Source organism: Streptomyces sp. MST-110588, assembly GCF_022695595.1.
Lineage (GTDB): Bacteria > Actinomycetota > Actinomycetes > Streptomycetales > Streptomycetaceae > Streptomyces.
Window position 1 is genome coordinate 360,292 of record NZ_CP074380.1, and the last position, 19,939, is coordinate 380,230.

The 19,939-nt window shown below is 71.5% G+C and carries 19 protein-coding genes and 1 pseudogene; 16 read left to right on the forward strand and 4 right to left on the reverse strand.

From position 1 onward, the window contains the following. Positions 1 to 82: 82 nt before the first annotated feature. From KGS77_RS01580 to KGS77_RS01590, 3 genes are all read left to right on the forward strand, one after another. Entirely contained in the window at positions 83 to 853 is a 771-nt protein-coding gene (locus KGS77_RS01580; protein WP_242578322.1) for an alpha/beta hydrolase, read from the forward strand. Positions 854 to 912: 59 nt separating this feature from the next. Continuing rightward, positions 913 to 1,635, forward strand: a complete 723-nt coding sequence (locus KGS77_RS01585; RefSeq protein WP_347404422.1) for a ribonuclease H — start codon at positions 913 to 915, stop codon at positions 1,633 to 1,635. A 132-nt stretch (positions 1,636 to 1,767) separates the two neighbouring features. Next, a complete protein-coding gene (locus KGS77_RS01590; RefSeq protein WP_242578323.1) occupies positions 1,768 to 3,795 on the forward strand; it encodes a hypothetical protein in 2,028 nt (675 codons plus the stop codon). A 33-nt stretch (positions 3,796 to 3,828) separates the two neighbouring features. Here the strand turns inward: KGS77_RS01590 and KGS77_RS01595 are convergent, their stop codons facing one another. Beyond that, the gene (locus KGS77_RS01595; RefSeq protein WP_242578324.1) at positions 3,829 to 5,058 is read right to left on the reverse strand and encodes an acyl-CoA dehydrogenase family protein; all 1,230 of its coding nucleotides are present in this window, start codon (positions 5,056 to 5,058) and stop codon (positions 3,829 to 3,831) included. 148 nt (positions 5,059 to 5,206) lie between these two features. Between KGS77_RS01595 and KGS77_RS01600 the strand changes: the two genes are divergently transcribed. Continuing rightward, complete coding sequence (locus KGS77_RS01600) at positions 5,207 to 5,854, forward strand: TetR family transcriptional regulator (protein ID WP_242578325.1); 648 nt, start codon at positions 5,207 to 5,209, stop codon at positions 5,852 to 5,854. Between the two features lie 103 nt (positions 5,855 to 5,957). Here KGS77_RS01600 and def read toward each other — a convergent pair whose 3' ends face one another. Beyond that, positions 5,958 to 6,512, reverse strand: coding sequence for a peptide deformylase (gene def / locus KGS77_RS01605; RefSeq protein WP_242578326.1), 555 nt, complete (start codon positions 6,510 to 6,512; stop codon positions 5,958 to 5,960). Positions 6,513 to 6,711: 199 nt separating this feature from the next. On the opposite strand from def, the gene KGS77_RS01610 reads away from it, so the two are divergent. From KGS77_RS01610 to KGS77_RS01645, 8 genes and pseudogenes are all read left to right on the forward strand, one after another. Continuing rightward, a complete protein-coding gene (locus KGS77_RS01610) occupies positions 6,712 to 7,950 on the forward strand; it encodes a MurT ligase domain-containing protein (RefSeq protein ID WP_242578327.1) in 1,239 nt (412 codons plus the stop codon). A 57-nt stretch (positions 7,951 to 8,007) separates the two neighbouring features. After that, positions 8,008 to 8,736 carry a glutamine amidotransferase gene (locus KGS77_RS01615; RefSeq protein ID WP_242578328.1) on the forward strand — a complete coding sequence of 243 codons (729 nt, stop codon included), beginning with the start codon at positions 8,008 to 8,010 and terminating at the stop codon, positions 8,734 to 8,736. 187 nt (positions 8,737 to 8,923) lie between these two features. Continuing rightward, complete coding sequence (locus KGS77_RS01620; protein ID WP_242578329.1) at positions 8,924 to 9,949, forward strand: 6-phosphofructokinase; 1,026 nt, start codon at positions 8,924 to 8,926, stop codon at positions 9,947 to 9,949. A 284-nt stretch (positions 9,950 to 10,233) separates the two neighbouring features. Then, positions 10,234 to 11,183: pseudogene (locus KGS77_RS01625) on the forward strand (cytochrome c oxidase assembly protein). Positions 11,184 to 11,364: 181 nt separating this feature from the next. After that, positions 11,365 to 11,523 carry a hypothetical protein gene (locus KGS77_RS01630; protein ID WP_242578330.1) on the forward strand — a complete coding sequence of 53 codons (159 nt, stop codon included), beginning with the start codon at positions 11,365 to 11,367 and terminating at the stop codon, positions 11,521 to 11,523. A 128-nt stretch (positions 11,524 to 11,651) separates the two neighbouring features. Continuing rightward, entirely contained in the window at positions 11,652 to 11,912 is a 261-nt protein-coding gene (locus KGS77_RS01635; protein WP_242578331.1) for a hypothetical protein, read from the forward strand. Between the two features lie 79 nt (positions 11,913 to 11,991). Beyond that, the gene (locus KGS77_RS01640; protein ID WP_242578332.1) at positions 11,992 to 12,480 is read left to right on the forward strand and encodes a sigma-70 family RNA polymerase sigma factor; all 489 of its coding nucleotides are present in this window, start codon (positions 11,992 to 11,994) and stop codon (positions 12,478 to 12,480) included. Beyond that, positions 12,480 to 13,184 carry a hypothetical protein gene (locus KGS77_RS01645; protein WP_242578333.1) on the forward strand — a complete coding sequence of 235 codons (705 nt, stop codon included), beginning with the start codon at positions 12,480 to 12,482 and terminating at the stop codon, positions 13,182 to 13,184. Before KGS77_RS01640 ends, KGS77_RS01645 begins: the two co-directional genes overlap by 1 nt. 26 nt (positions 13,185 to 13,210) lie before the next feature. On the opposite strand, the gene KGS77_RS01650 is transcribed toward KGS77_RS01645, so the two are convergent. Together KGS77_RS01650 and KGS77_RS01655 are read right to left on the reverse strand one after the other, a co-directional pair. Further along, positions 13,211 to 14,434 carry a hypothetical protein gene (locus KGS77_RS01650; RefSeq protein WP_242578334.1) on the reverse strand — a complete coding sequence of 408 codons (1,224 nt, stop codon included), beginning with the start codon at positions 14,432 to 14,434 and terminating at the stop codon, positions 13,211 to 13,213. Positions 14,435 to 14,564: 130 nt separating this feature from the next. After that, positions 14,565 to 15,392, reverse strand: coding sequence for a DMT family transporter (locus KGS77_RS01655; RefSeq protein WP_242578335.1), 828 nt, complete (start codon positions 15,390 to 15,392; stop codon positions 14,565 to 14,567). A 338-nt stretch (positions 15,393 to 15,730) separates the two neighbouring features. Here KGS77_RS01655 and KGS77_RS01660 point away from each other — a divergent pair, with 338 nt between their 5' ends. The 4 genes from KGS77_RS01660 to KGS77_RS01675 all read left to right on the forward strand — a co-directional run bounded on the left by KGS77_RS01660 (position 15,731) and on the right by KGS77_RS01675 (position 19,939). Further along, entirely contained in the window at positions 15,731 to 16,327 is a 597-nt protein-coding gene (locus tag KGS77_RS01660; RefSeq protein ID WP_242578336.1) for an XRE family transcriptional regulator, read from the forward strand. A 150-nt stretch (positions 16,328 to 16,477) separates the two neighbouring features. Next, positions 16,478 to 18,079 carry an FAD-dependent oxidoreductase gene (locus KGS77_RS01665; RefSeq protein WP_242578337.1) on the forward strand — a complete coding sequence of 534 codons (1,602 nt, stop codon included), beginning with the start codon at positions 16,478 to 16,480 and terminating at the stop codon, positions 18,077 to 18,079. A 156-nt stretch (positions 18,080 to 18,235) separates the two neighbouring features. Next, the gene (locus KGS77_RS01670; RefSeq protein ID WP_242578338.1) at positions 18,236 to 18,967 is read left to right on the forward strand and encodes a lysophospholipid acyltransferase family protein; all 732 of its coding nucleotides are present in this window, start codon (positions 18,236 to 18,238) and stop codon (positions 18,965 to 18,967) included. Between the two features lie 129 nt (positions 18,968 to 19,096). Next, positions 19,097 to 19,939, forward strand: a complete 843-nt coding sequence (locus KGS77_RS01675; protein WP_242578339.1) for a TIGR02452 family protein — start codon at positions 19,097 to 19,099, stop codon at positions 19,937 to 19,939.

A 19,939-nucleotide genomic window follows, 5' to 3' on the forward strand; every position in this document is an offset into this window, starting at 1 on the left:
GACGATCTTGGGCGCCGCCGCCCGCCACGACCGACGGCGGACGGCGGACGGCGGACGCCCCCGGACACAAGGAGATGCGACCGTGCACAGCGCCCCAGTGACCCCCGACGGCGACCGCATACGCTGGGTGGAGCTGCCCGGACGCGACCCGGCCCGCGTCTACGTGCACGGGCTCGGCTCCAGCAGCCCCGCGTACTTCACCGGGACCGCCGCGCACCCGCTGCTTGCCGGCCACCGCTCGCTCCTGGTCGATCTGCTCGGCTTCGGCCTCAGCGACCGGCCCGCCTCCTTCCCGTACACGCTTAAGGCCCACGCCGACGCGCTGGCCACGGCGCTCACCGCGGCCGGGGTCCGGCAGGCGGAGGTCGTCGCGCACAGCATGGGCGGCACGATCGCCGTCGTCCTGGCCGCCCGGCACCCGCAGCTCGTCTCCCGGCTGGTACTGGTGGACGCCAACCTCGACCCGGTCAGCCCCGTCCGGGGCGCCCCCGGCAGCAGCGGACTGGCCGCCTACTCGGAGGAGGAGTTCCTGGCGGGCGGCTGGCAGGAAGTACGTGACGCGGCGGGCGCCCACTGGTGGTCCACCATGCGGCTGGCCGGCCGGGAGGCCCTGCACCGCAGCGCCGTCCACCTCGCCCGCGCCGAGGGCATCCGCGAGCTGCTGGCCGGCCTGCCGGTCCCGCGCACCTACCTCCTCCCGGCGGCAGACGGCCCGCTGCCCGGCGCCGACCGGCTCACCGAGGCCGGCGTCGCGATCGTCCCGGTCCCCGACTGCGGGCACAACATCATGCTCGACGCCCCCGACGCCTTCGCCCGCCACACCGCCGCCGCCCTGGCCGCCGGCCCGGCCTGACCCTGTGACGCCGTGGACCGATGTCCGGTGCGGGCCGGAGAGCTGGCAGTATCGGGGGAATGACTGAACAGATCATCGCCGCCTGCGACGGAGCCTCGAAGGGCAACCCCGGGCCCGCCGCCTGGGCCTGGGTCGTCGCCTCCCCCGACGGCACCATCGAGCGCTGGGAGGCCGGCCCGCTGGGAACCGCGACCAACAACGTGGCCGAGCTGACCGCTCTGCGGATGCTGCTGGAGGCCACGGACCCGGCGGTGCCGGCACAGGTGCGGATGGACTCCCAGTACGCGATGAAGGCGGTCACCACCTGGCTGCCGGGGTGGCGGAAGAAGGGCTGGAAGACCGCCGCGGGCAAGCCGGTGGCCAACCAGGAGCTGGTGCGGCGGATCGACGAACTGCTCACCGGCCGTACGGTGGAATTCCGCTACGTCCCGGCGCACCAGGTCGACGGGGACCCGCTGAACGCCGCCGCGGACGCAGCCGCCAGCCACACCGCCCGTACGCAGCAGGCCGCCGGCACCTCCCTCGGCTCGCCGCTGCCGGCCCCGGACGCCGCCCCGGCGGGCGGCGGACGCACCCGGCAGCCGGGCGCCCGGGGCACGGCCGTACCCCGGCAGAAGAAGGCGGCCCGTCCGGCGGGCCCCTCAAGGCGCGGTTCCCCGGCCAGTGCCGCTGCGGCCGGTCCTACGCCAAGGGCGAGCCCATCGCGAAGAACCCCGACGGCTGGGGCCACGCCTCCTGCGCCACCACCTCGGGGCCGGCCGCCTGAGCCCCTGGCGCCCTAGCCGAGGGAACGCCGCCGGATGCGCGGGACGAGCCACGCTGCGAAACGGCGCAACAAGGGCCCGCCCCGGTGGCGGGGCCGGTGCGGGGCTGCTGGGCTGGGAGCAGACGCCCCCGTCCAGGAGGAGAAGACCATGGGTGACAGCGCCCCCGGAGCCGGGGACGCCCGTCCCCCGGCAGCCCCGCAGGCCCGGCCGGACACACCGGCCCCGCCGGGCACACCGCACAAGCCTCCCTACGTGCCGCACTGGCACCCCGGCCACAGCGACCTGCCCGACAAGAGCACGGCGATTCTGGACTGGTCTTCGGGCAAGGACCCCGACGCCCCCTTCAACCGCAGCCATGTCCCTCTGCGTCCGCGCTCGCAGAAGGCACGTCCCGGCAGCCGGGCCCGCGCCGGCGAGGGCCGTGTGATGTCGTGTGCGGAGTTCTGGGGTACGGACCTGAACCCGCCGCAGGGCGTGCCGGACCACCGCTACTACGCGTTCAGCCACTGGCAGTACGTGGACCTGCTGGTGTTCTGGGCCGGAGTCGCCGACCGGGGCCTGATCTGCCCGCCCAACGGGCACGTCACCGACGCCGCGCACCGCAACGGGGTCAAGGTCTACGGCAGTGTCTTCTTCCCGCCGCAAGGGGACGGGGGCAACCCCAAGTGGGTCAAGGACTTCGTCCAGAAGCAGACCACCGGGGGCGACGACACCTACCCGGTGGCCGACAAACTGATCGAGGCCGCCCAGTACTTCGGCTTCGACGGCTGGTTCATCAACTACGAGACCAGCATGGGCCAGGAAGCCGCGGAGACCGAGGCGAAACTGCGCGCCACCCTCGCCTACGCCCGGGCCCGCTCCGCCGTCGAGTTCGCCTGGTACGAAGCCTTCCGCTACGAACTCACCGACACCGGCAGCAACAGGAACGAGTTCTACCTCCAGGACGCCGGCAGACGGGTCTGCGACTCGGTCTTCATCGACTACGAATGGACCGACCAGAAGATCACGGATTCCCTCACCACGGCCGGAAAGATCAAACGCAGCAAGTACGACGTGCACTACGGGCTGGAACTCGTCCGCAAGGTCCCCGAGAACCCGGGGCGCGTGCAGATGGTCTGCCCCGCGGGCAAGGAGCACCGGGGCTCGCTGGCCCTGTACGCCGCCCACACCGTCTCCAACCAGCCCAAGGAGCCCAAGGACGCCTGGCTGGGGTACTTCTACCGCGCCGAGGCCGACTTCTGGACCGGCCCCTGCCACGACCCCTCGGACACGGGCTGGCCCGGCATCGCCCACCGCATCGCCGAGCACACCACCGTCCACAGCCTCCCGTTCGTCACACACTTCAACGCCGGCCACGGCCTGGCCCACCACCACGCCGGGACGAAGACGTGCCAGGGCGGGAACGGCTGGGCCAACCTGTCCCTGCAGGACGTCCTGCCCACCTACCGGTGGATCACCCGCTCCACCGGCAACTCCCGCATGCACGCGTCCCTGTCCTTCGAGGACGCCTGGGAGGGCGGCTCCTGTCTGCGCCTGACCGGTGCCCTGGCCCCCAGCTTCCGCTCATCCGTACACCTGTACCAGACGAGGCTCACCGTCACCTCCGGCACGAAACTCACCGTACGGGCCAAAACCCCCGACGGCACCGCATACACCTTCAACGCCCTGATCGCCCTGGACGACAACCCCACCGACTTCATGAGCGTCCCGCTGAGCACCACCGACACCAGCGGCTGGAAGACCTACACCGCCGACCTCAGCGACCACAAGGACAAGACCCTCATCCAGCTCGGCCTGCAACTCCACCTCGCCCCGACCGCGAAGACCGACCTCGCCTACGACATCAGGGTCGGCCAGCTCGCCGTCCACACCGGCGACTTCACCACCCCACCCGCCCCGGCCGCCCTCAAGGTCGATCGCGCCACCACGCTCACGAAGACCCGCAAAGCCCTGCGCCTGTCCTGGACACCCCCCGCCACCACCGACGCGATCCACCACTACGAGATCCACCGCGGCCCCGGCGGCTCCCTCACCCACCTGGGCGCCACACCCGGCACCGTCTACTACCTCGCCGGACTCGACCGGAACAACGAGACCACCACCACCCTCACCGTCACCTCCGTCGGCCCCGACGGCACCCACAGCACCGGCGCCACCACCACTGTCACCTGGTGAGCGCGGACCACGCGTCTCACCGCAGGGCCGGCCCTAGCGGATCGGAACGCCGGAGATCGTACGGGCGATGACCAGGCGCTGGATTTCGCTGGTGCCTTCGAAGATGGTGTAGATGGCCGCGTCGCGGTGCATGCGTTCCACCGGGTATTCGCGGGTGAAGCCGTTGCCGCCGAGGATCTGCATGGCCTGGGCGGTGACCTTTTTGGCGGTTTCGCCGGCGTGGAGCTTGGACATGGAGCCCTCGGCGGAGGTGAAGGGCTTGTTGGTGGCTGCCATCCAGGAGGCGCGCCAGACCAGGAGGCGGGCGGCGTCTATCTGGGTGCGCATGTCGGCGAGTTGGAAGGCGATGCCCTGGTTGTCGATGATCGGGCGGCCGAACTGGACGCGGGTGCGGGCGTAGTCGAGGGCGATTTCGTAGGCGGCGCGGGCGATGCCGACGGCCTGGGCGCCGACTGCCGGGCGGGATGCCTCGAAGGTGGCCATGGCGGCGTTCTTGCCGGAGGCCCCGCCGCCGTTCGTCATCCGTTCGCGGGCCCGGGCCAGCCGCTCGTCCAGTTTCTCCTTGCCGCCGAGGAGGCAGTGGCCGGGTACGCGTACGTCTTCCAGGACGACCTCGGCGGTGTGGGAGGCGCGGATGCCGTGCTTCTTGAACTTCTGGCCCTGGGTGAGTCCCGGGGTGCCCGGCGGGACGATGAAGGAGGCGTGCCCGCGGGAGCCGAGTGCGGGGTCGACGACCGCGACGACGACGTGGACGTTGGCGATGCCGCCGTTGGTCGCCCAGGTCTTGGTGCCGTTGAGCACCCATTCGTCCTTGGCCTGGTCGTAGACGGCGCGGGTGCGCATCGCGGCGACGTCGGAGCCGGCGTCGGGCTCGGAGGAGCAGAAGGCGGCGAGTTCGACGTCGGCGGCGTCACCGTACATCTGCGGGATCCAGGTGCCGATCTGTTCCTCGGTGCCGTTGGCCAGGACGCCGACGGCGGCCAGGCCGGTGCCGACGATCGACAGGCCGATGCCGGCGTCGCCCCAGAACAGTTCCTCCATGGTCATGGGGATGCCCAGGCCCGTGGGGTCGAAGAACTGCTGGGCGTAGAAGTCCAGGGAGTACAGGCCGATCTTGGCGGCTTCCTGGATGACGGGCCAGGGGGTCTCCTCGCGCTCGTCCCATTCGGCCGCCGCGGGGCGCATGACGTCCGCGGCGAAGCCGTGGATCCAGTCGCGGACTTCCCGCTGTTCCTCGTTGAGCTCCATGGTGAACTCGGCCATGACCCCTCCAGCAGTGCGTTACTTGCGGTAACACGAGTCTGTTACCCGCCAGTAAGCCATGTCAACTCCCCAGGGCCGCCAATTCGCCCCGCTGTGCGGGTGTTACGTTGCGCAAGCGTCACGGATGAATATGGGCGGGGAGTGGAGCATGGAGAGCAAGCAGCACGGCGGCCGGCAGCAGGAGGCCACCGAGCGGCGGCGACGGGAGTTGCTGGAGGCGGCGGACCGGGTGGTGCTGCGGGACGGGCCCGACGCGTCGATGAACGCGATCGCCGCTGAGGCCGGGATCACCAAGCCGATCCTCTACCGGCACTTCGGCGACAAGGGCGGGCTGTACCGGGCGCTGGCCGTACGGCACACCGATGCCCTGCTGGACGGCCTGCGCTCCGCGCTGGACGCGCCGGTCCCCCGCCGCGACCGGGTCGAGTCGACCCTGGACACCTACCTCGCCGCGATCGAGGCCCGGCCGCAGGTGTACCGCTTCCTGATGCACCCGGCCGAGCAGGAGCAGCCCGCCGACCAGGGATTCGACGTCGGCCGGCACTCCGCCCCGCTGCTGCGGCGGCTCGGCGAGGAGCTGGCCAAGGTCATCGGCGAGCGGCTGGACCTGGGGCCGGGCGGCGAGGAACTGGCGCGGGTGTGGGGCCACGGGATCGTCGGCATGATGCACGCGGCCGGCGACTGGTGGCTGCGTGAACGCCCTTGTTCGCGGGCGCAATTGGTGCAACACCTGGCCGACCTGCTGTGGGGCCGGCTGGCCGCGGCCGGCGACCGGCTGGGCGGCCCCGGATTCTAGCCGGCCGACCCCGGGTTTCAGGTGCTCGCGAGTTCTGGGGCGGCCCGGGTCCTGGAGCGGCCCCGGCTGCCGAAGACGCCGCGGCATGGGCCGCGGCGCGGCTTCACACCTTTGCGGACCGTATGGACCAGGGCGCGCGGGCTGCGGCCCACAGCGCCCGGCGGCGCCGCAGCCCGGTCAGCCGGTCGATGTACAGCCCGCCGTCGAGGTGGTCGCACTCGTGCTGGAGGCAGCGGGCGAAGAAGCCGGTGCCGGCCACGGTGACCGGCGTGCCGTCCTGGTCGAAGCCCTCCACGACGGCGTGATCGTACCGTGGCGTGCCGGCCTCGATGCCGGGCAGCGACAGACAGCCCTCGGGTCCCCGTACGGTCACCCCGTCGGCTTCCACCAGGCGCGGGTTGACGAGGTGGCCCAGGTGCCGGCGGTCCTCGTCGTCGGGGCAGTCGTAGACGAACACCCGCAGCGGGACGCCGATCTGGTTGGCGGCCAGGCCCACCCCGCGTGCCGCGTACATGCTCGCGAACATGTCCTGGATCAGCTCGCGGAGCGTGGCGTCGAAGGCGGTGACCTCACGGCACGGCTCGTTCAGGGCCGGGTCTCCGAGGAGTCGCAAGGGGCGCGGGCGGCCGGAGCTGCCGGGGATGGAGCGGTCTCGCATGGGCCCAAGCGTACGGTCCTCGACCTGTGCGCAGGTCGCGGTGGATGTCACTGCACGGGTGGCGGGGTTCGGGGCCGCCGCAGGATCTCGATAGGCTGATCCCCGACCGAAGCCTCGAAGCCGGTGATCGGCGGCGAAGGGGGCGTCCCCGGCAGCCGACGGGGCGGGAGGGCGCCGGATGCAAGGAGGATCAAGGACGATGGCAGGCAACACGGAGCCGCTGTCGGCGCGGGCCAAGCTGGCCGTGACGGCGGGCAGGGCCGCGGCGGCGGTGTCGCGGGCGGCGGGCCGGGGCAGCGGATCGGTGATCGGTGGCCGGGTGGCGCTCAAGCTCGACCCCGACCTGCTGGCCCGGCTGGCCCGGCACTTGGACGTGGTCCTGGTGTCGGCCACGAACGGCAAGACGACCACCACGCGGCTGATCGCGGAGGCGCTGCGGGCCAGCGGCCCGGTGGTCTCCAACGCGCTGGGCGCCAACATGCCCGCGGGCATCACCTCCGCCCTGGCGGGCGGCTCCGATGCGCGCTACGGCGTGATCGAGGTGGACGAGAAGTACCTGGCGGGTGTCGCACGCGATGTGACCCCCAAGGCCATAGCGCTGCTGAACCTCTCGCGTGACCAGCTCGACCGGGCCGCCGAGACCCGGATGCTGGCCGAGCACTGGCGCGAGGGGCTGGCCGGCTCCAAGGCGCTGATCGTCGCCAACTGCGACGACCCGCTGATCGTGTGGGCGGCCTCGTCCTCGCCGCATGTGGTGTGGGTCGCGGCCGGCCAGGAGTGGAAGGACGACGCCTGGTCCTGCCCCTCGTGCGGTGGCGTGATGCAGCGTCCGGGCGAGGACTGGTTCTGCGCCGAGTGCGGCTTCCGCCGTCCCACGCCGAGCTGGGCGCTGTCCGGGGACCACGTACTGGATCCGCACGGTTCGGCCTGGCCGATCCGTCTCCAGCTCCCGGGCCGGGCGAACAAGGCCAACGCCACGACCTCGGCCGCGGTGGCCGCGGCGTTCGGCGTGCCGCCGCAGGTCGCACTGGAGCGGATGTACGCGGTGCAGGCGGTGGCCGGCCGCTACGACGTGGTGTCCTTCATGGAGCGGGAGCTGCGGCTGCTGCTGGCGAAGAACCCGGCCGGCTGGCTGGAGACCTTCTCGCTGATCGACCCGCCGCCGACGCCGGTGATCCTTTCGGTCAACGCGCGCGGCGCGGACGGTACGGACACCTCCTGGCTGTGGGACGTGGACTACCCCCGGCTGGCCGGCCACCCGATCTTCGTCATCGGTGACCGCAAGCTGGACCTCGCGGTGCGCCTGGAGGTCGCCGGGCTGGACTTCCGCGTGTGCGAGAACGTCGACGAGGCGGTGCGGATGGCTCCTCCGGGGCGTATCGAGGTCATCGCCAACTACACGGCCTTCCAGGACCTGCGCCGCCGCGTGGGCAACTGACCGCGGTGCACCGCGACGCGGAGACGCACGGACGACGCACGGACAAGGACGAGCGAGATGAGTGACAACAGCCTGCGCCTGGTGTGGGTGTACCCGGACCTGCTGAGCACGTACGGGGACCAGGGCAACGCCCTGGTGGTGGAGCGCCGGGCGCGCCAGCGCGGCCTGGACGTGCACCGCCTGGACGTACGCTCCGACCAGCAGATTCCCACCTCCGGTGACATCTACCTGATCGGTGGCGGTGAGGACCGGCCGCAGCGGCTGGCGGCCGAGCGGCTGCGCCGCGACGGCGGCCTGAACCGCGCGGTCGCCAACGGCGCGATCGTCTTCTCGGTGTGCGCCGGGTACCAGATCCTGGGGCACGAGTTCATCAACGACCTCGGCGAGCGCGAGCAGGGCCTGGGGCTGCTGGACGTGGTGAGCACCCGCGGCGAGGGCGAGCGGTGCGTGGGCGACGTCCTGGCGGACATCGACCCGCAGCTCAACCTGCCGCCGCTGACCGGTTTCGAGAACCACCAGGGCGTGACGCACCTGGGGCCGACCGCCCGCCCGTTCGCCAAGGTGCGCTTCGGCAGGGGCAACGGCGTCGGGGACGGGTACGAGGGTGCCTGGACGGACACCGTTTTCGGGACGTACATGCACGGTCCGGTCATGGCGCGCAATCCGCACATCGCGGACCTGCTGATCAAGCTGGCCCTGGATGTGAACGCACTGCCGCCGGTCGACGACCGCTGGTACGAGGCGCTGCGGCAGGAACGCATCGCCGCGGCGACCCAGCCGGCATAACACCCGGCGGTCGCCCGGGACGGTCCGCCGTCCAAGAAGAACCCAGGGGGATTCGCCCCTTTCGTACGCCCGCGGTCTCGCACCGCGGGCGTACGTGTACCCGCCGCTCCCCCGCTTGTAGGGTGAGCACTCCAACCGGACGACGGGGTCCGGGCGTCCGGTTGAGTTGCAGAGGGTCTTACGAGCAATGCGTATTGGTGTACTCACCTCCGGCGGCGACTGCCCCGGGCTGAACGCCGTCATCCGCTCCGTCGTCCACCGCGCCGTGGCCGACCACGGCGATGAGGTGATCGGCTTCCACGACGGCTGGAAGGGCCTGCTGGAGTGCGACTACCGCAAGCTCGACCTGGATGCGGTCGGCGGCATCCTGGCGCGCGGCGGTACGATCCTGGGCTCCTCGCGGGTGCAGCCCGCCCATCTGCGGGACGGCGTGGAACGGGCCCGCGGGCACGTGGCCGAGCTGGGGCTCGACGCGGTCATCCCGATCGGCGGCGAGGGCACCCTCAAGGCGGCCCGGCTGCTGTCGGACGCCGGACTGCCGGTCGTCGGGGTGCCCAAGACGATCGACAACGACATCGCCGTGACCGATGTGACCTTCGGTTTCGACACGGCGGTGGGGGTGGCCACCGACGCCCTGGACCGGCTCAAGACGACCGCCGAGTCGCATCAGCGGGTGCTGATCGTGGAGGTCATGGGGCGGCACACCGGGTGGATCGCGCTGCACTCCGGCATGGCGGCCGGCGCCCACGCGATCGTGGTGCCCGAGCGCCCCTTCGACATCGAGGAGCTGACGCAGCGGGTCGGGGAGCGCTTCTCGGCGGGCAAGAAGTTCGCGATCGTGGTCGTCGCCGAGGGCGCCAAGCCCCGCGAGGGCTCGATGGCCTTCGACGAGGGCGGCACGGACGTCTACGGGCACGAGCGGTTCGCCGGCGTCGCCCGCCAGCTCGCCCTGGAGCTCGAACGGCGGCTGGGCAAGGAGGCGCGCGCGGTGATCCTGGGGCACGTCCAGCGCGGCGGCACACCGACCGCGTACGACCGGGTGCTGGCGACCCGCTTCGGGTGGCACGCGGTCGAGGCGGCGCACCGCGGCGACTTCGGGATGATGACCGCGCTGCGCGGTACGGAGATCACGCTGGTGCCGCTGGCGCAGGCCGTGGAGACCCTCAAGACGGTGCCGCACGAGCGGTACACCGAGGCGGAGTGCGTGCTGTAGCCGTACGCGGGACCTCGCTCGCGCCGCCGGGGCGCGTTCCGTACGCATCCCTGCGCGTCCGTATGCATCCGTACGCGTCCGTATGCATTCGTAAGCGTCCGTAGGCATCCGTACGGAACGTCTCCGGCTTCCCGGCGCCCGCGACCTGCACACCCGTGCCCCGTGCGCCCTCGTCCCGCTTGTCCCGTACCCCTATGACCTGTACGACCGCCCCCGGCCGTGGCCCGCGCCGGGGGCGGTTCTAGTCTGGTCCCGGAGCATTGGTACGAATCAGGAGCGAGCGGATGGATCACAGCGGGCACGGCATGAACATGGACCTTCCGCCGTTCACGCTGGGGCGGGGGCTGGAGTTCGGCGGGGACCCGGTCTTCCTCATCGGCTGCCTGGCGGGGCTGATGCTGTACGGGTGGGCGGTGGTGCGACTGCGGCGGCGCGGCGACTCCTGGCCGGTGGGCCGGACGGTCGCCTGGGTCGTGGGCATCGTGACCGTGGCACTGGTGATGTGCACCAAGCTCAACGACTACGGCATGGTCATGTTCAGCGTGCACATGGTGCAGCACATGGTGATCAGCATGCTCTCGCCGATCCTGCTGCTGCTCGGCGCGCCGGTGACCCTGACGCTGCGCGCCCTGCCCGCCGCCGGCCGGGCCGCAAGGGACCGCGGGAGTGGCTGGTGGCCCTGCTGCACAGCCGCTACATGCGGGTCATCACCCACCCGGCGTTCACGATCCCGATGTTCATCGCGAGCCTGTACGCCCTGTACTTCACCCCGATCTTCGACTTCCTGATGGAGTCCAGGGCCGGACACATCGGGATGATGGTGCACTTCATGGCGGTGGGCCTGGTGTTCTTCTGGCCGATCATGGGCGTGGACCCCGGACCGCACCGGCCCGGTTACGTCATGCGGATGCTGGAGCTCTTCGCCGGCATGCCCTTCCACGCGTTCTTCGGCATCGCCCTGATGATGGCGGCGCAGCCGATGGTCAGCACGTTCAAGAACCCGCCGGCCTCGCTGGGCATCGAGGCGCTGGCCGACCAGTCGGCGGCGGGCGGCATCGCCTGGGCGTTCAGCGAGATTCCCTCGGTGGTGGTGCTGGTCGCGCTGGTCTTCCAGTGGTACAAGTCCGAGGCGCGGCAGGCCCAGCGCAAGGACCGGGCCGCGGACCGGGACGGCGACAAGGAGCTGGCGGCGTACAACGCCTATCTCGCCTCGCTCAACGCCCGCGGGCAGTGATCCGGTGCGCGGGCGACACCGGTCCGGTGAGCGCGTGACAACGGTCCGGTGAGCAGGTGACAACCATCCGGTGAGCGGGTGACAACAGAGAGCTGGCGGTACGGGCCGCGGCCGGGGACCATGTCCTTGAGGCCGCGGCCCGTGGCATCGGCGCCCGGGCTGCCGTGAGGAGGTTGCGGGGATGCCCGGATCTGCCAAGACGATGGCGTCGTGCACGGTAGGCGGTCTGATCCTGGTCACGGCTTACACCGTGGCCCTGGGCAGCAGCGGCTGGCTGTGGTTCACCTGGGTGGTACTGGCCCTGGCGACGGCCGGGGTGATGGCCGCCCGGCAGCTCTGACGCGGCGCTGCGGGCGACGGTGACGGTCCGGCGGAGGATTCCCCGCCCGTGTCACGGACGGCTCCCCTTTGTGCACTCCTATATGAGTAGTGCATCTGGCACCTCACCGTACAAGGGCGGAGGACGTCATGGACGTAGTGCTTGCAGGGGTGGTGGGAACGGTCTGCGCCTATGGCGCGCGCCTGCTGCATCTGTGGATCGTCGGACGTACCCGGGTGGAACTGACCCGAGTGGCCCAGCAGGGAATCAGCGAGCGGGTACGACACCTTCCGCCCGGCAGCCGGGTGCGGCTGCGCCGCGCCGGCGAGCCGGAGGTCGTCCTGGAGATCGGCGACCGGCCTCATCAGGGCATCGTCGGCCGGGCGCAAGGCGGTGAGGTCGGTGGATGACCGGACAGGTGCCCTCACGGTGCCGGCGCCGTGCCGGCCCCCGTGCTCGGCGGGTCCTGACTCCAACAGCGCGGTGCGGGTGGACTTCGCCCAGTACTACGCGCAGAACATGGCCCGGCTGACGCGGTTCGTGATGCGGCACGGCGCGGACCCGCTGGAGGCGGCGGACGCCGCCCAGACGGCCTTCACCGTGGCGTTCCCCAAGTGGGAGACGATCGAGCGGCCGGCCGCCTGGCTGCGGAAGGTCGCCGTACGGCAGTACCTGCGCCAGCCCGGCCGTCTGGAGACGCCGGTCGGGCAGGTGCCGGACGCGCCGGGCGGCTGGTGCCCGCTGGAGCGGGCGATGCTCAAGGACCAGGAGCGGGACGTCCTGAAGGTCCTGGGCGCGTTGCCCATGCAGCAGCGCCAGGTGCTGGCCTGGCATCTGGACGGCTTCGCCCACGCCGAGATCGCCGTGGAACTGGGCATGACCCGCGAGGCGGTGCGGCAGAACCTCTCCCGCGCCCGCGCCGCGGTCAGACGCGCACTGGGTCCGGCGGACGGTGCGATAAGGGGAGGTGGACGGTGATGGGCTCCACGGACGACCTGTTCCCCGGGAAGGCGGACGGCGGCGACGAAGCGTTCGACGCCCTTCTGGCCGCGGCCGAGGCGGGAATCCTGGAGACGTTGGAGGAGGGGCTGGACATCGACGCCGGGCGCGCCCGCATCTTCGCCGGCGCCCTGCTGCGGCCCCGGTCCCCCGTACGGCCGGGCGCCCCCGCCGCCGGGACCGCGGGGGGTGCGGAGGAGGACGACTGGGAGATGGTCGGCCCGGCCGGCGGTCAGCCCGGCGGCCCGTGCGACGGCCGGTCCGGCGGGCAGCCCGGCGTCCAACTGCCGCAGTTGTGGGCGCGGTTGTGGGACATGCGCAAGGCGCTGATCCGGCTGCGCCGGCTGTGTGCCGACGACGCCCTGCGGGGCCGCGTCACCCCGGCCGCCCGGCGCCGGCTCGATGCGGGCTGGGCCCATGTGGACGTACTGCGGCGGCAGTTGACCACCCGGCGGGCGACGCGGTCGGAGGCCGTGGAAGCGCTCGGCCGTGTCGCCCGTGCCGTCGCGGAGCTGGACGGCCAGCTCGCACGTCCGCATGCCGTGGGACGGCCGCCGGGAGCGGAGGCGGCACAGGCCCGGGAGCTGTGTGCCGAGCTGACGCACGCGGTGCGGCTCGCCCTGCGCGTGGTGGGCGGCCTGGTCGACCCGTCCGACAAGGAGATGTGCGCCCCGGCTCAGTGACGGCCCGGTGATGGCCCGGTGACGGCTCAGTGACTGGCCGGGGTCTCTTCCAAGGTCTCCTCCAGGTTCTCCAGGTCCTCCAGGTTTTCCATCAGCCATGCCTCCGTCGTCAGCAGTCGCCGCTCCACCTCCGCGGTGTCGGCGCCGCGCACGATGACGAAGCACAGGTAGGACGCGCTGTGCTGGGTCACCGCGCCCGGCGCCAGTTCCTCGTTGACCTCGTAGTGCCGCACCCAGGGGAACGGCGGCCTGCCGGGTGCCCGCACCGGACGGCCCTGCGGCAGGACGGAGACCGAGCCGTGCACCTCGGCCGGCGGGGTGCTCGGCGGCGGGTCGACGGGCAGGCCGCACAACTGGCGCATGACGGCGGTGTGCAGGTCCACGCCGTACGTGGCGCGGGTGAGGGCCGGAATGCGGTCGCCGCCGACGCGCGAGGCGATTTCGCACAGCACCAGTTCGTCGTCGGGGGTGTGAAAGACCTCCAGGTGGTACGCGCTGACATCCGGGGTCTCGAACGCTTCCAGTACGCGGTCGAAGAAGTCCTCCAGCCGACGGGCGAACGGATCCTCCGGGCGGAGCTGGACGGATCCGCTGTTCTCCCCGGAGAAGACACCGAGACAACTGCGCAGATAGCGGGAGGCGGCCACGAACCGATAGCCCTCACCCAGCACCGCGTCGACGTGATACATCGGGCCCTCGATGAATTCCTCGACCATGAGGTCCTCACGCCAGGCCCGGCGGCTGAACGCGCGCAGATCCTCCTCGCTCCCAAGGACGCAGATATCACGTGAACCGCCCTGCTTGACCGGTTTGACGACGACCGGGTACGCGCACTCCTCTATGAAGTCCGTCAGGTCCACGAACGTCTCCAGGCGCGCGAACCGGGCCGTGCGGACGGTGCGGCCGGCGACCTCCTTCATGACCACCTTGTCGCGGAAGGAGGTGGCACTGGCAGCCGACTGACCGGGAATCCCGAAGTCCTCCCGCATACGGGCGGCCCGTTCGAGGTCGTATTCGTTGTCCGTGATCAGGTGGGTGAACGGCTTCTCCCGCGCCAGTCGGCGGATCATCCATTCCGCGTACGGTACGGACTCGCAGTTCTCGACGTATTCGTAGTGGGCCAGGCCCTCGGTGTTCTTCAGCTCATGGTGACTGAACACCTGGAGCCGGTCGGCAAGCTCCGGGAGCATGGCGGCGTAATCGTGCCTCGGACCGTAGTTGATGACAGCGATGTTGGGGCTGTCGCTCATGGGATGTGAGTCTCGCTTTCCGTGACCGGGAACTTCTTGACGGGAACTTGATTGACGGGAAATTGCTTGGCGGGAAATCGGCTGGCGGGGATTTCCTGGCAGGACGCTCGTCGGGGAGTACGGGCGGCTTTCAGCGGCGGACACGGTTGGCCAGGAGCGTGCCGGCCGTGGCCAGCAGAAGTCCGCCGAGAGTCAGCGGCCCCAGGTGCTGCCCGAGCAGCACCGCGCCGAGTGCGGCCGTACCCATCGGGACGAGGTAGAAGAGGCTGCTGACCTGACTGGTTCCGTGGCGCCGCAGGAGGTGGTGGAGCAGGCCGACGCCGACGATGGAGTTGACCAGCGCGCTCCACAGCAGCACGGGCCAGTACGAGGCGGTGGGGTGGACGTCCCAGCCCTCGGCGAAGAGCGCCGGGAGGAGCACCACCGGGACGGCGGCCAGCAGTTGGACGGCGTTGCCGCTCACCGGCTCCATCGGTCCGCAGAACCGCTTCTGGTAGACGGTGCCGACCGAGATGCCCAGCAGTCCCAGCGCGACGAAGCCCAGCCCGAGCAGATGGCCGCCGGACAGCCGGCCTCCTTCCGTGACCGCCAGGGCCACCCCGCCGAGCCCCAGGACCAGCCCCAGGTACTGGCCCGCACGGATGCGTTCATGGAGCACCGGTACGGCCAGCAGCGAGGCGGTGAGCGGGTAGAGGGCGATGATCAGCGCCGCCAGCCCGGAGGGCACACCGAGGTCCATGCCGACGTAGATGCTGGAGAACTGCACCGCTTGGACGAGTACGCCGGCGACGGCCAGGTGCAGCAGTCGGCGCCCGCGGGGCAGCCGCTCACGGCGGACCGCCGCGACGGCCAGCAGCACCAGGCCGGCGACGGCGAAACGCAGCGTCGCGAAGGTGTAGGGCGCCGAGTGGCGCAGGCCGAGCGTGCCGGAGATGAAGCCGGAGCTCCAGACCACCACGAGGGCGATCCGTACGGCCAGATCGGCCCCCGCGCCGTGGGCCGTACGGCGGCACCGGGCGGACCGGCCGCCACGCCCGCGCCCGGACGCGAACCCGTGACCGTACGCGGGACCGGACCGGGGGCCGGGCTCCTCGTCGATGACTCCCTCACTCAGGCATCACTCCCTCACTCCCTCGTGCACGCACGGCGATGCCGCGCCGAGTCGTGCCGCACCGTGTCGCGCTGTGCGATAAAAAGCACTGTAGAGCAGAATATCGTTCGGTGCGAGAGTGATCGGTGATACGGGCCGACACGGGAGAGACGGGAGGGGCGGAAGGCTGCGTCTAAGATGCGGGCATGGCTGAACCGGACTCCTCCGCCCGTACCGCCGCCCCACGGGATCCGGAACTCGGCTTTCCGCCGCCCGGCGAGGTGCTGCGCCGGCTGCGTACGCACCGGGGCATGTCGCTGCGTCAGGTGGCGGCGGAGTGCGGGCTGTCCGTGTCCTTCCTGGCCGCTCTGGAGCGGGGGGAGACCGACATCGCGCTGGAGCGGCTCGGCCGCCTCGCCAAGGTGTTCGACCACGACGTCGGGTCGTTCCTGGGGTTCTCGCGGGGGCGGGCCACCCCCTCGGTCTTTCCCCGGGAGAAGCAGGAGACGCTCGACCGGGCGCCCGGCGTCGTCTACCGGGTGCTGCGCTCACCGGAGCTCGGGTACCAGGTGGTCACCGGCGACTTCGCGCCGCACAGCGGGCTCACCGAAGACCTCCAGCACGAGGGGTCCGACCTGATCACGGTCACCCGGGGCACGCTGGTGGCCCGGTACAACGGGGTGGACCATCTGCTGCGCGCCGGGGACTGCATCCAGTGGTCCGCCGGCCATCCGCACACCTTCCGCAACGACACCGACGAGCCGGCCCAGATGATCGCCGTACTCTTCTCCAGCCTGTACTGATCCCTCGCGTCTCCAGCCTGTACCGATCCCTCGCGCCGCCTGCCACGCCTCCACCGCCTCGCGGTCCCACGGTGGCCGAACATCGCCGCCGGGGCGGCGGCGCGGACGCGGGCACGTCCATGATGGTGGCCCACCAGGGAGGGGAAGCCCATGCAGCGTGACCGGATCCAGGCCCGTGCCGACGAGACCCTCGACGCCGACTACGTGGTGGTCGGAGCGGGTTCGGCCGGGTGCGTACTGGCCGCGCGGCTGAGTGAGGACCCCGGCGTACGTGTCCTGCTGCTGGAGGCCGGTCCGCCCGACGATGCCCCGGAGATCCGTACACCGGTGGCGTTCGGGAAGCTGTTCCGTACCAAGTACGACTGGGACTACACCTCGGAACCCGAGCCGGAACTGGGCAGCCGCCGCTGCTACCTCCCGCGCGGCCGGACGCTCGGCGGCTCCTCGTCCATGAACGCGATGATCTACATCCGCGGCAACCGCCGGGACTACGACGCCTGGTCGCGCGCCGGCGCCAAGGGCTGGAGCTGGGAGGAGGTCCTCCCCTACTTCCTGCGCGCCGAGGACCACCACACCGGGCCGTCCGACTGGCATGCGGCCGGCGGCCCGCTCACCGTCAGCCCGGGACGTTCCCGCAGCCCGCTCATGGACGCGTACGTGACGGCGGCGCAGGAGGCGGGCCACCGGTTCAACCCGGACTTCAACGGCCCCGAGCAGGACGGTTTCGGCTACTACGAACTCACCCAGCGCGACGGGCTGCGGTGCAGCACGGCCCTGGCGTATCTGCGCCCCGCCATGGAGCGGCCGAACCTGACGGTGCTCACCGGCGCGCAGTGCACCCGGCTGCTCTTCGAGGGCGAACGGGCCGTCGCGGTCGAAGCCGAACGGTACGCAGAGGTGCTGGAGCTACGGGCCGAACGGGAGATCGTGCTCGCCGCCGGCGCCTACAACTCCCCGCAACTGCTGATGCTTTCGGGGATCGGCATCGCCACGGAGCTGGCGCCCCTGGGCATCACGCCCCGCGTCGACCTCCCCGTCGGCGAGAACCTCCAGGACCACGGGCACCTGCCCCTGATCCATTTCACCGACACCGAGACGCTGCTGAGCGCGCAGACCGAGCGCAATGTCGCGCTGCTGGAGTCCGAGGGACGCGGGCCGCTCACCTCGAACGTGGGCGAGGCCGGCGGCTTCGTACGGACGCTGGACGGTCTGGACGCGCCGGACGTACAGATCCACGCGCTGCCCGCGATGTTCCACGAGGAAGGGCTGGGCGCCGCGACGGCACACGCCTTCCATCACGGCGCGGTCCTCCTGGACGCCACCAGCCGCGGCAAGGTCTCCCTGCGCTCCGCCCTGCCCACCGCCAAACCGCGCATCCTGCACAACTACCTCTCCACGGAGCGGGACCGGGCGGCGGCGGTCCGGGCGCTGCGGGTGCTGCTGGACATCGCGGGCCGCCCCGCCCTGCGGGAACACCGGCGCTCGGACCTCCACATGCCGCGCTCGGACAGCGAGGAGGACCTCCTGGACTTCGCCCGGAGCGAGATGCACACGCTCTACCACCCGGCGGGCACCTGCGCCATCGGCCCGGTCGTCGACCCCGGTCTGCGGGTGCACGGGGTGAGCGGTCTGCGGGTGGCCGACGCCTCGGTCATGCCGACTCTCGTACGGGGCAACACCAACGCCCCCACCATCATGATCGCCGAGAAGGCCGCCGACCTGATCCGCGGCATCACCGCCGCCTCCCCTTGAAGCCGGCTCGCGGCAGCCTGCCCACCGCGTCGGCACCGGTCCTGCCACAAGTGGTTACGGATGCTCGCGCCTGCTCCTACACTATTTTCTCCTACACCTCATCCGACCTGCGAAAACACTTCGTTGCGCCGGTTCCGGAGAGTGAGGAGAACCCGCGTGTTCTACCTGTTGCTCAAGTACGTCTTCCTGGGGCCGTTGTTGAGGCTGATCTTCCGGCCCCGGATCGAGGGACTGGAGAACGTACCGCAGGAAGGCCCCGTGATCATCGCGGGCAACCATCTGTCGTTCTCCGACCACTTCGTCATGCCGGTGATCCTGCCGCGGCGGATCACCTTCCTGGCCAAGTCCGAGTACTTCACGGGCGCCGGCCTCAAAGGGCGGCTGACCGCGGCGTTCTTCCGGGGGGCCGGGCAGATCCCGGTGGACCGGTCGGGCGGCAGGGCGGCGCAGGCCGCGATCTCCTCGGGGCTGGCGGTGCTGCGCAAGGGGCGGGTGCTGGGGATCTATCCCGAGGGCACCCGCTCGCACGACGGACGGCTCTACAAGGGGCGTACGGGCGTGGCGACCCTGGCCCTCAAGGCGCAGGTGCCGGTGGTGCCGTGCGCGATGATCGGCACGTTCGAGGCCCAGCCGACGGGGCGCCGGCTGCCGCGCGTCATGCGCATCACGATCCGCTTCGGCGAGCTGATGGACTTCTCCCGGTACGCGGGCCTGGAGGGCGAGCGCGCCGCACTGCGGGCCGTCACCGACGAGATCATGTACGCCATCTTGAAGCTGTCGGGTCAGGAGTACGTGGACATGTACGCGCGGGACGCCAAGGCGGCGCAGCAGCAGGGCCGCGGGATCGGCCGCCTGGGGCGTGGGCCGGGGCAGGAGCAGACGCGCTGAGGCGGGGCGGGGGCCGGGCCGGTCGGCCGTGCACAGGGGGCGGCTGCGGTGATATTGCCTCGCGGGGCGGGGCCGTGGGGCTCTAGCCTCGGGACTCATGCAAAAGGATCAAGAGTGCGGGGGCCAGGGATGAGCACCCGGCTGCGCGGGATGGCGCAGGAGACGGAACGGATCGTCGCGGCGGGGTCCTACCGGGCGCTGAGCGGGCGGACGGTCGGGATCGGTGCGGCGGTCGAGCGGGCCCGGGCGGGGACGCGGCTGTACGGGCCGGAGCCGGTGGACGTGGGCGCGGAGGCGGGTGCGGGCGCCGGCCGGGGCAGCGGCGGGAGCACCGTGTTCGAGGTGACGGGGGAAGGGAGCCTGACGGCGGGCCGACGGCTGGCGGGGGATGGCGGCGGGCCGGTCGCGGTGCTGAACTTCGCCTCGGCGCGCAACCCGGGCGGCGGCTTCCTCAACGGCGCGCAGGCACAGGAAGAGGCGCTGTGCCGGGGGTCGGCGCTGTACACCTGTCTGCGCCAGGTGCCGGATTTCTATGCCGCGCACCGCGCCGAACCCAGCGCCTTCTACAGCGACCGGGTGATCCTCTCCCCCGGTGTGCCGGTGTTCCGTGACGACCGGGGCACGCTGCTCGAAAAGCCCTACGAGGCCGGGTTCCTGACGGCCGCGGCGCCGAACGCGGGCGTGATCGCACGCCGGCAGCCCGCGCAGGCGGGTGCCGTCGCCGCGGCGCTCACGGTCCGCGCCGAACGGGTGCTGGAGGTCGCCGCCACCGGCGGGCACCGGCAACTGGTGCTCGGCGCCTGGGGCTGCGGGGTGTTCCGCAACGACCCGGCGGACGTGGCGCGTGCTTTCGCGGCCCATCTGCTGGACGGCGGGCGCTTCGCCGGATGGTTCGACCGGGCCGTCTTCGCCGTACTGGACCGCCGGGAGGACTCCCCCGCCCGGGCCGCCTTCAGGGACGTGTTCGGCTGA

What these genes read in the sequence shown, in the direction of transcription:
- KGS77_RS01585 (WP_347404422.1), top strand. Translation starts at nt 913, where the DNA reads ATGACTGAACAGATCATCGCCGCCTGCGACGGAGCCTCGAAGGGCAAC.
- KGS77_RS01590 (WP_242578323.1), top strand. Translation starts at nt 1,768, where the DNA reads ATGGGTGACAGCGCCCCCGGAGCCGGGGACGCCCGTCCCCCGGCAGCC.
- KGS77_RS01595 (WP_242578324.1), bottom strand. Translation starts at nt 5,058, where the DNA reads ATGGCCGAGTTCACCATGGAGCTCAACGAGGAACAGCGGGAAGTCCGC.
- KGS77_RS01600 (WP_242578325.1), top strand. Translation starts at nt 5,207, where the DNA reads ATGGAGAGCAAGCAGCACGGCGGCCGGCAGCAGGAGGCCACCGAGCGG.
- def (WP_242578326.1), bottom strand. Translation starts at nt 6,512, where the DNA reads ATGCGAGACCGCTCCATCCCCGGCAGCTCCGGCCGCCCGCGCCCCTTG.
- KGS77_RS01610 (WP_242578327.1), top strand. Translation starts at nt 6,712, where the DNA reads ATGGCAGGCAACACGGAGCCGCTGTCGGCGCGGGCCAAGCTGGCCGTG.
- KGS77_RS01615 (WP_242578328.1), top strand. Translation starts at nt 8,008, where the DNA reads ATGAGTGACAACAGCCTGCGCCTGGTGTGGGTGTACCCGGACCTGCTG.
- KGS77_RS01620 (WP_242578329.1), top strand. Translation starts at nt 8,924, where the DNA reads ATGCGTATTGGTGTACTCACCTCCGGCGGCGACTGCCCCGGGCTGAAC.
- KGS77_RS01630 (WP_242578330.1), top strand. Translation starts at nt 11,365, where the DNA reads ATGCCCGGATCTGCCAAGACGATGGCGTCGTGCACGGTAGGCGGTCTG.
- KGS77_RS01635 (WP_242578331.1), top strand. Translation starts at nt 11,652, where the DNA reads ATGGACGTAGTGCTTGCAGGGGTGGTGGGAACGGTCTGCGCCTATGGC.
- KGS77_RS01645 (WP_242578333.1), top strand. Translation starts at nt 12,480, where the DNA reads ATGGGCTCCACGGACGACCTGTTCCCCGGGAAGGCGGACGGCGGCGAC.
- KGS77_RS01650 (WP_242578334.1), bottom strand. Translation starts at nt 14,434, where the DNA reads ATGAGCGACAGCCCCAACATCGCTGTCATCAACTACGGTCCGAGGCAC.
- KGS77_RS01660 (WP_242578336.1), top strand. Translation starts at nt 15,731, where the DNA reads ATGGCTGAACCGGACTCCTCCGCCCGTACCGCCGCCCCACGGGATCCG.
- KGS77_RS01665 (WP_242578337.1), top strand. Translation starts at nt 16,478, where the DNA reads ATGCAGCGTGACCGGATCCAGGCCCGTGCCGACGAGACCCTCGACGCC.
- KGS77_RS01675 (WP_242578339.1), top strand. Translation starts at nt 19,097, where the DNA reads ATGAGCACCCGGCTGCGCGGGATGGCGCAGGAGACGGAACGGATCGTC.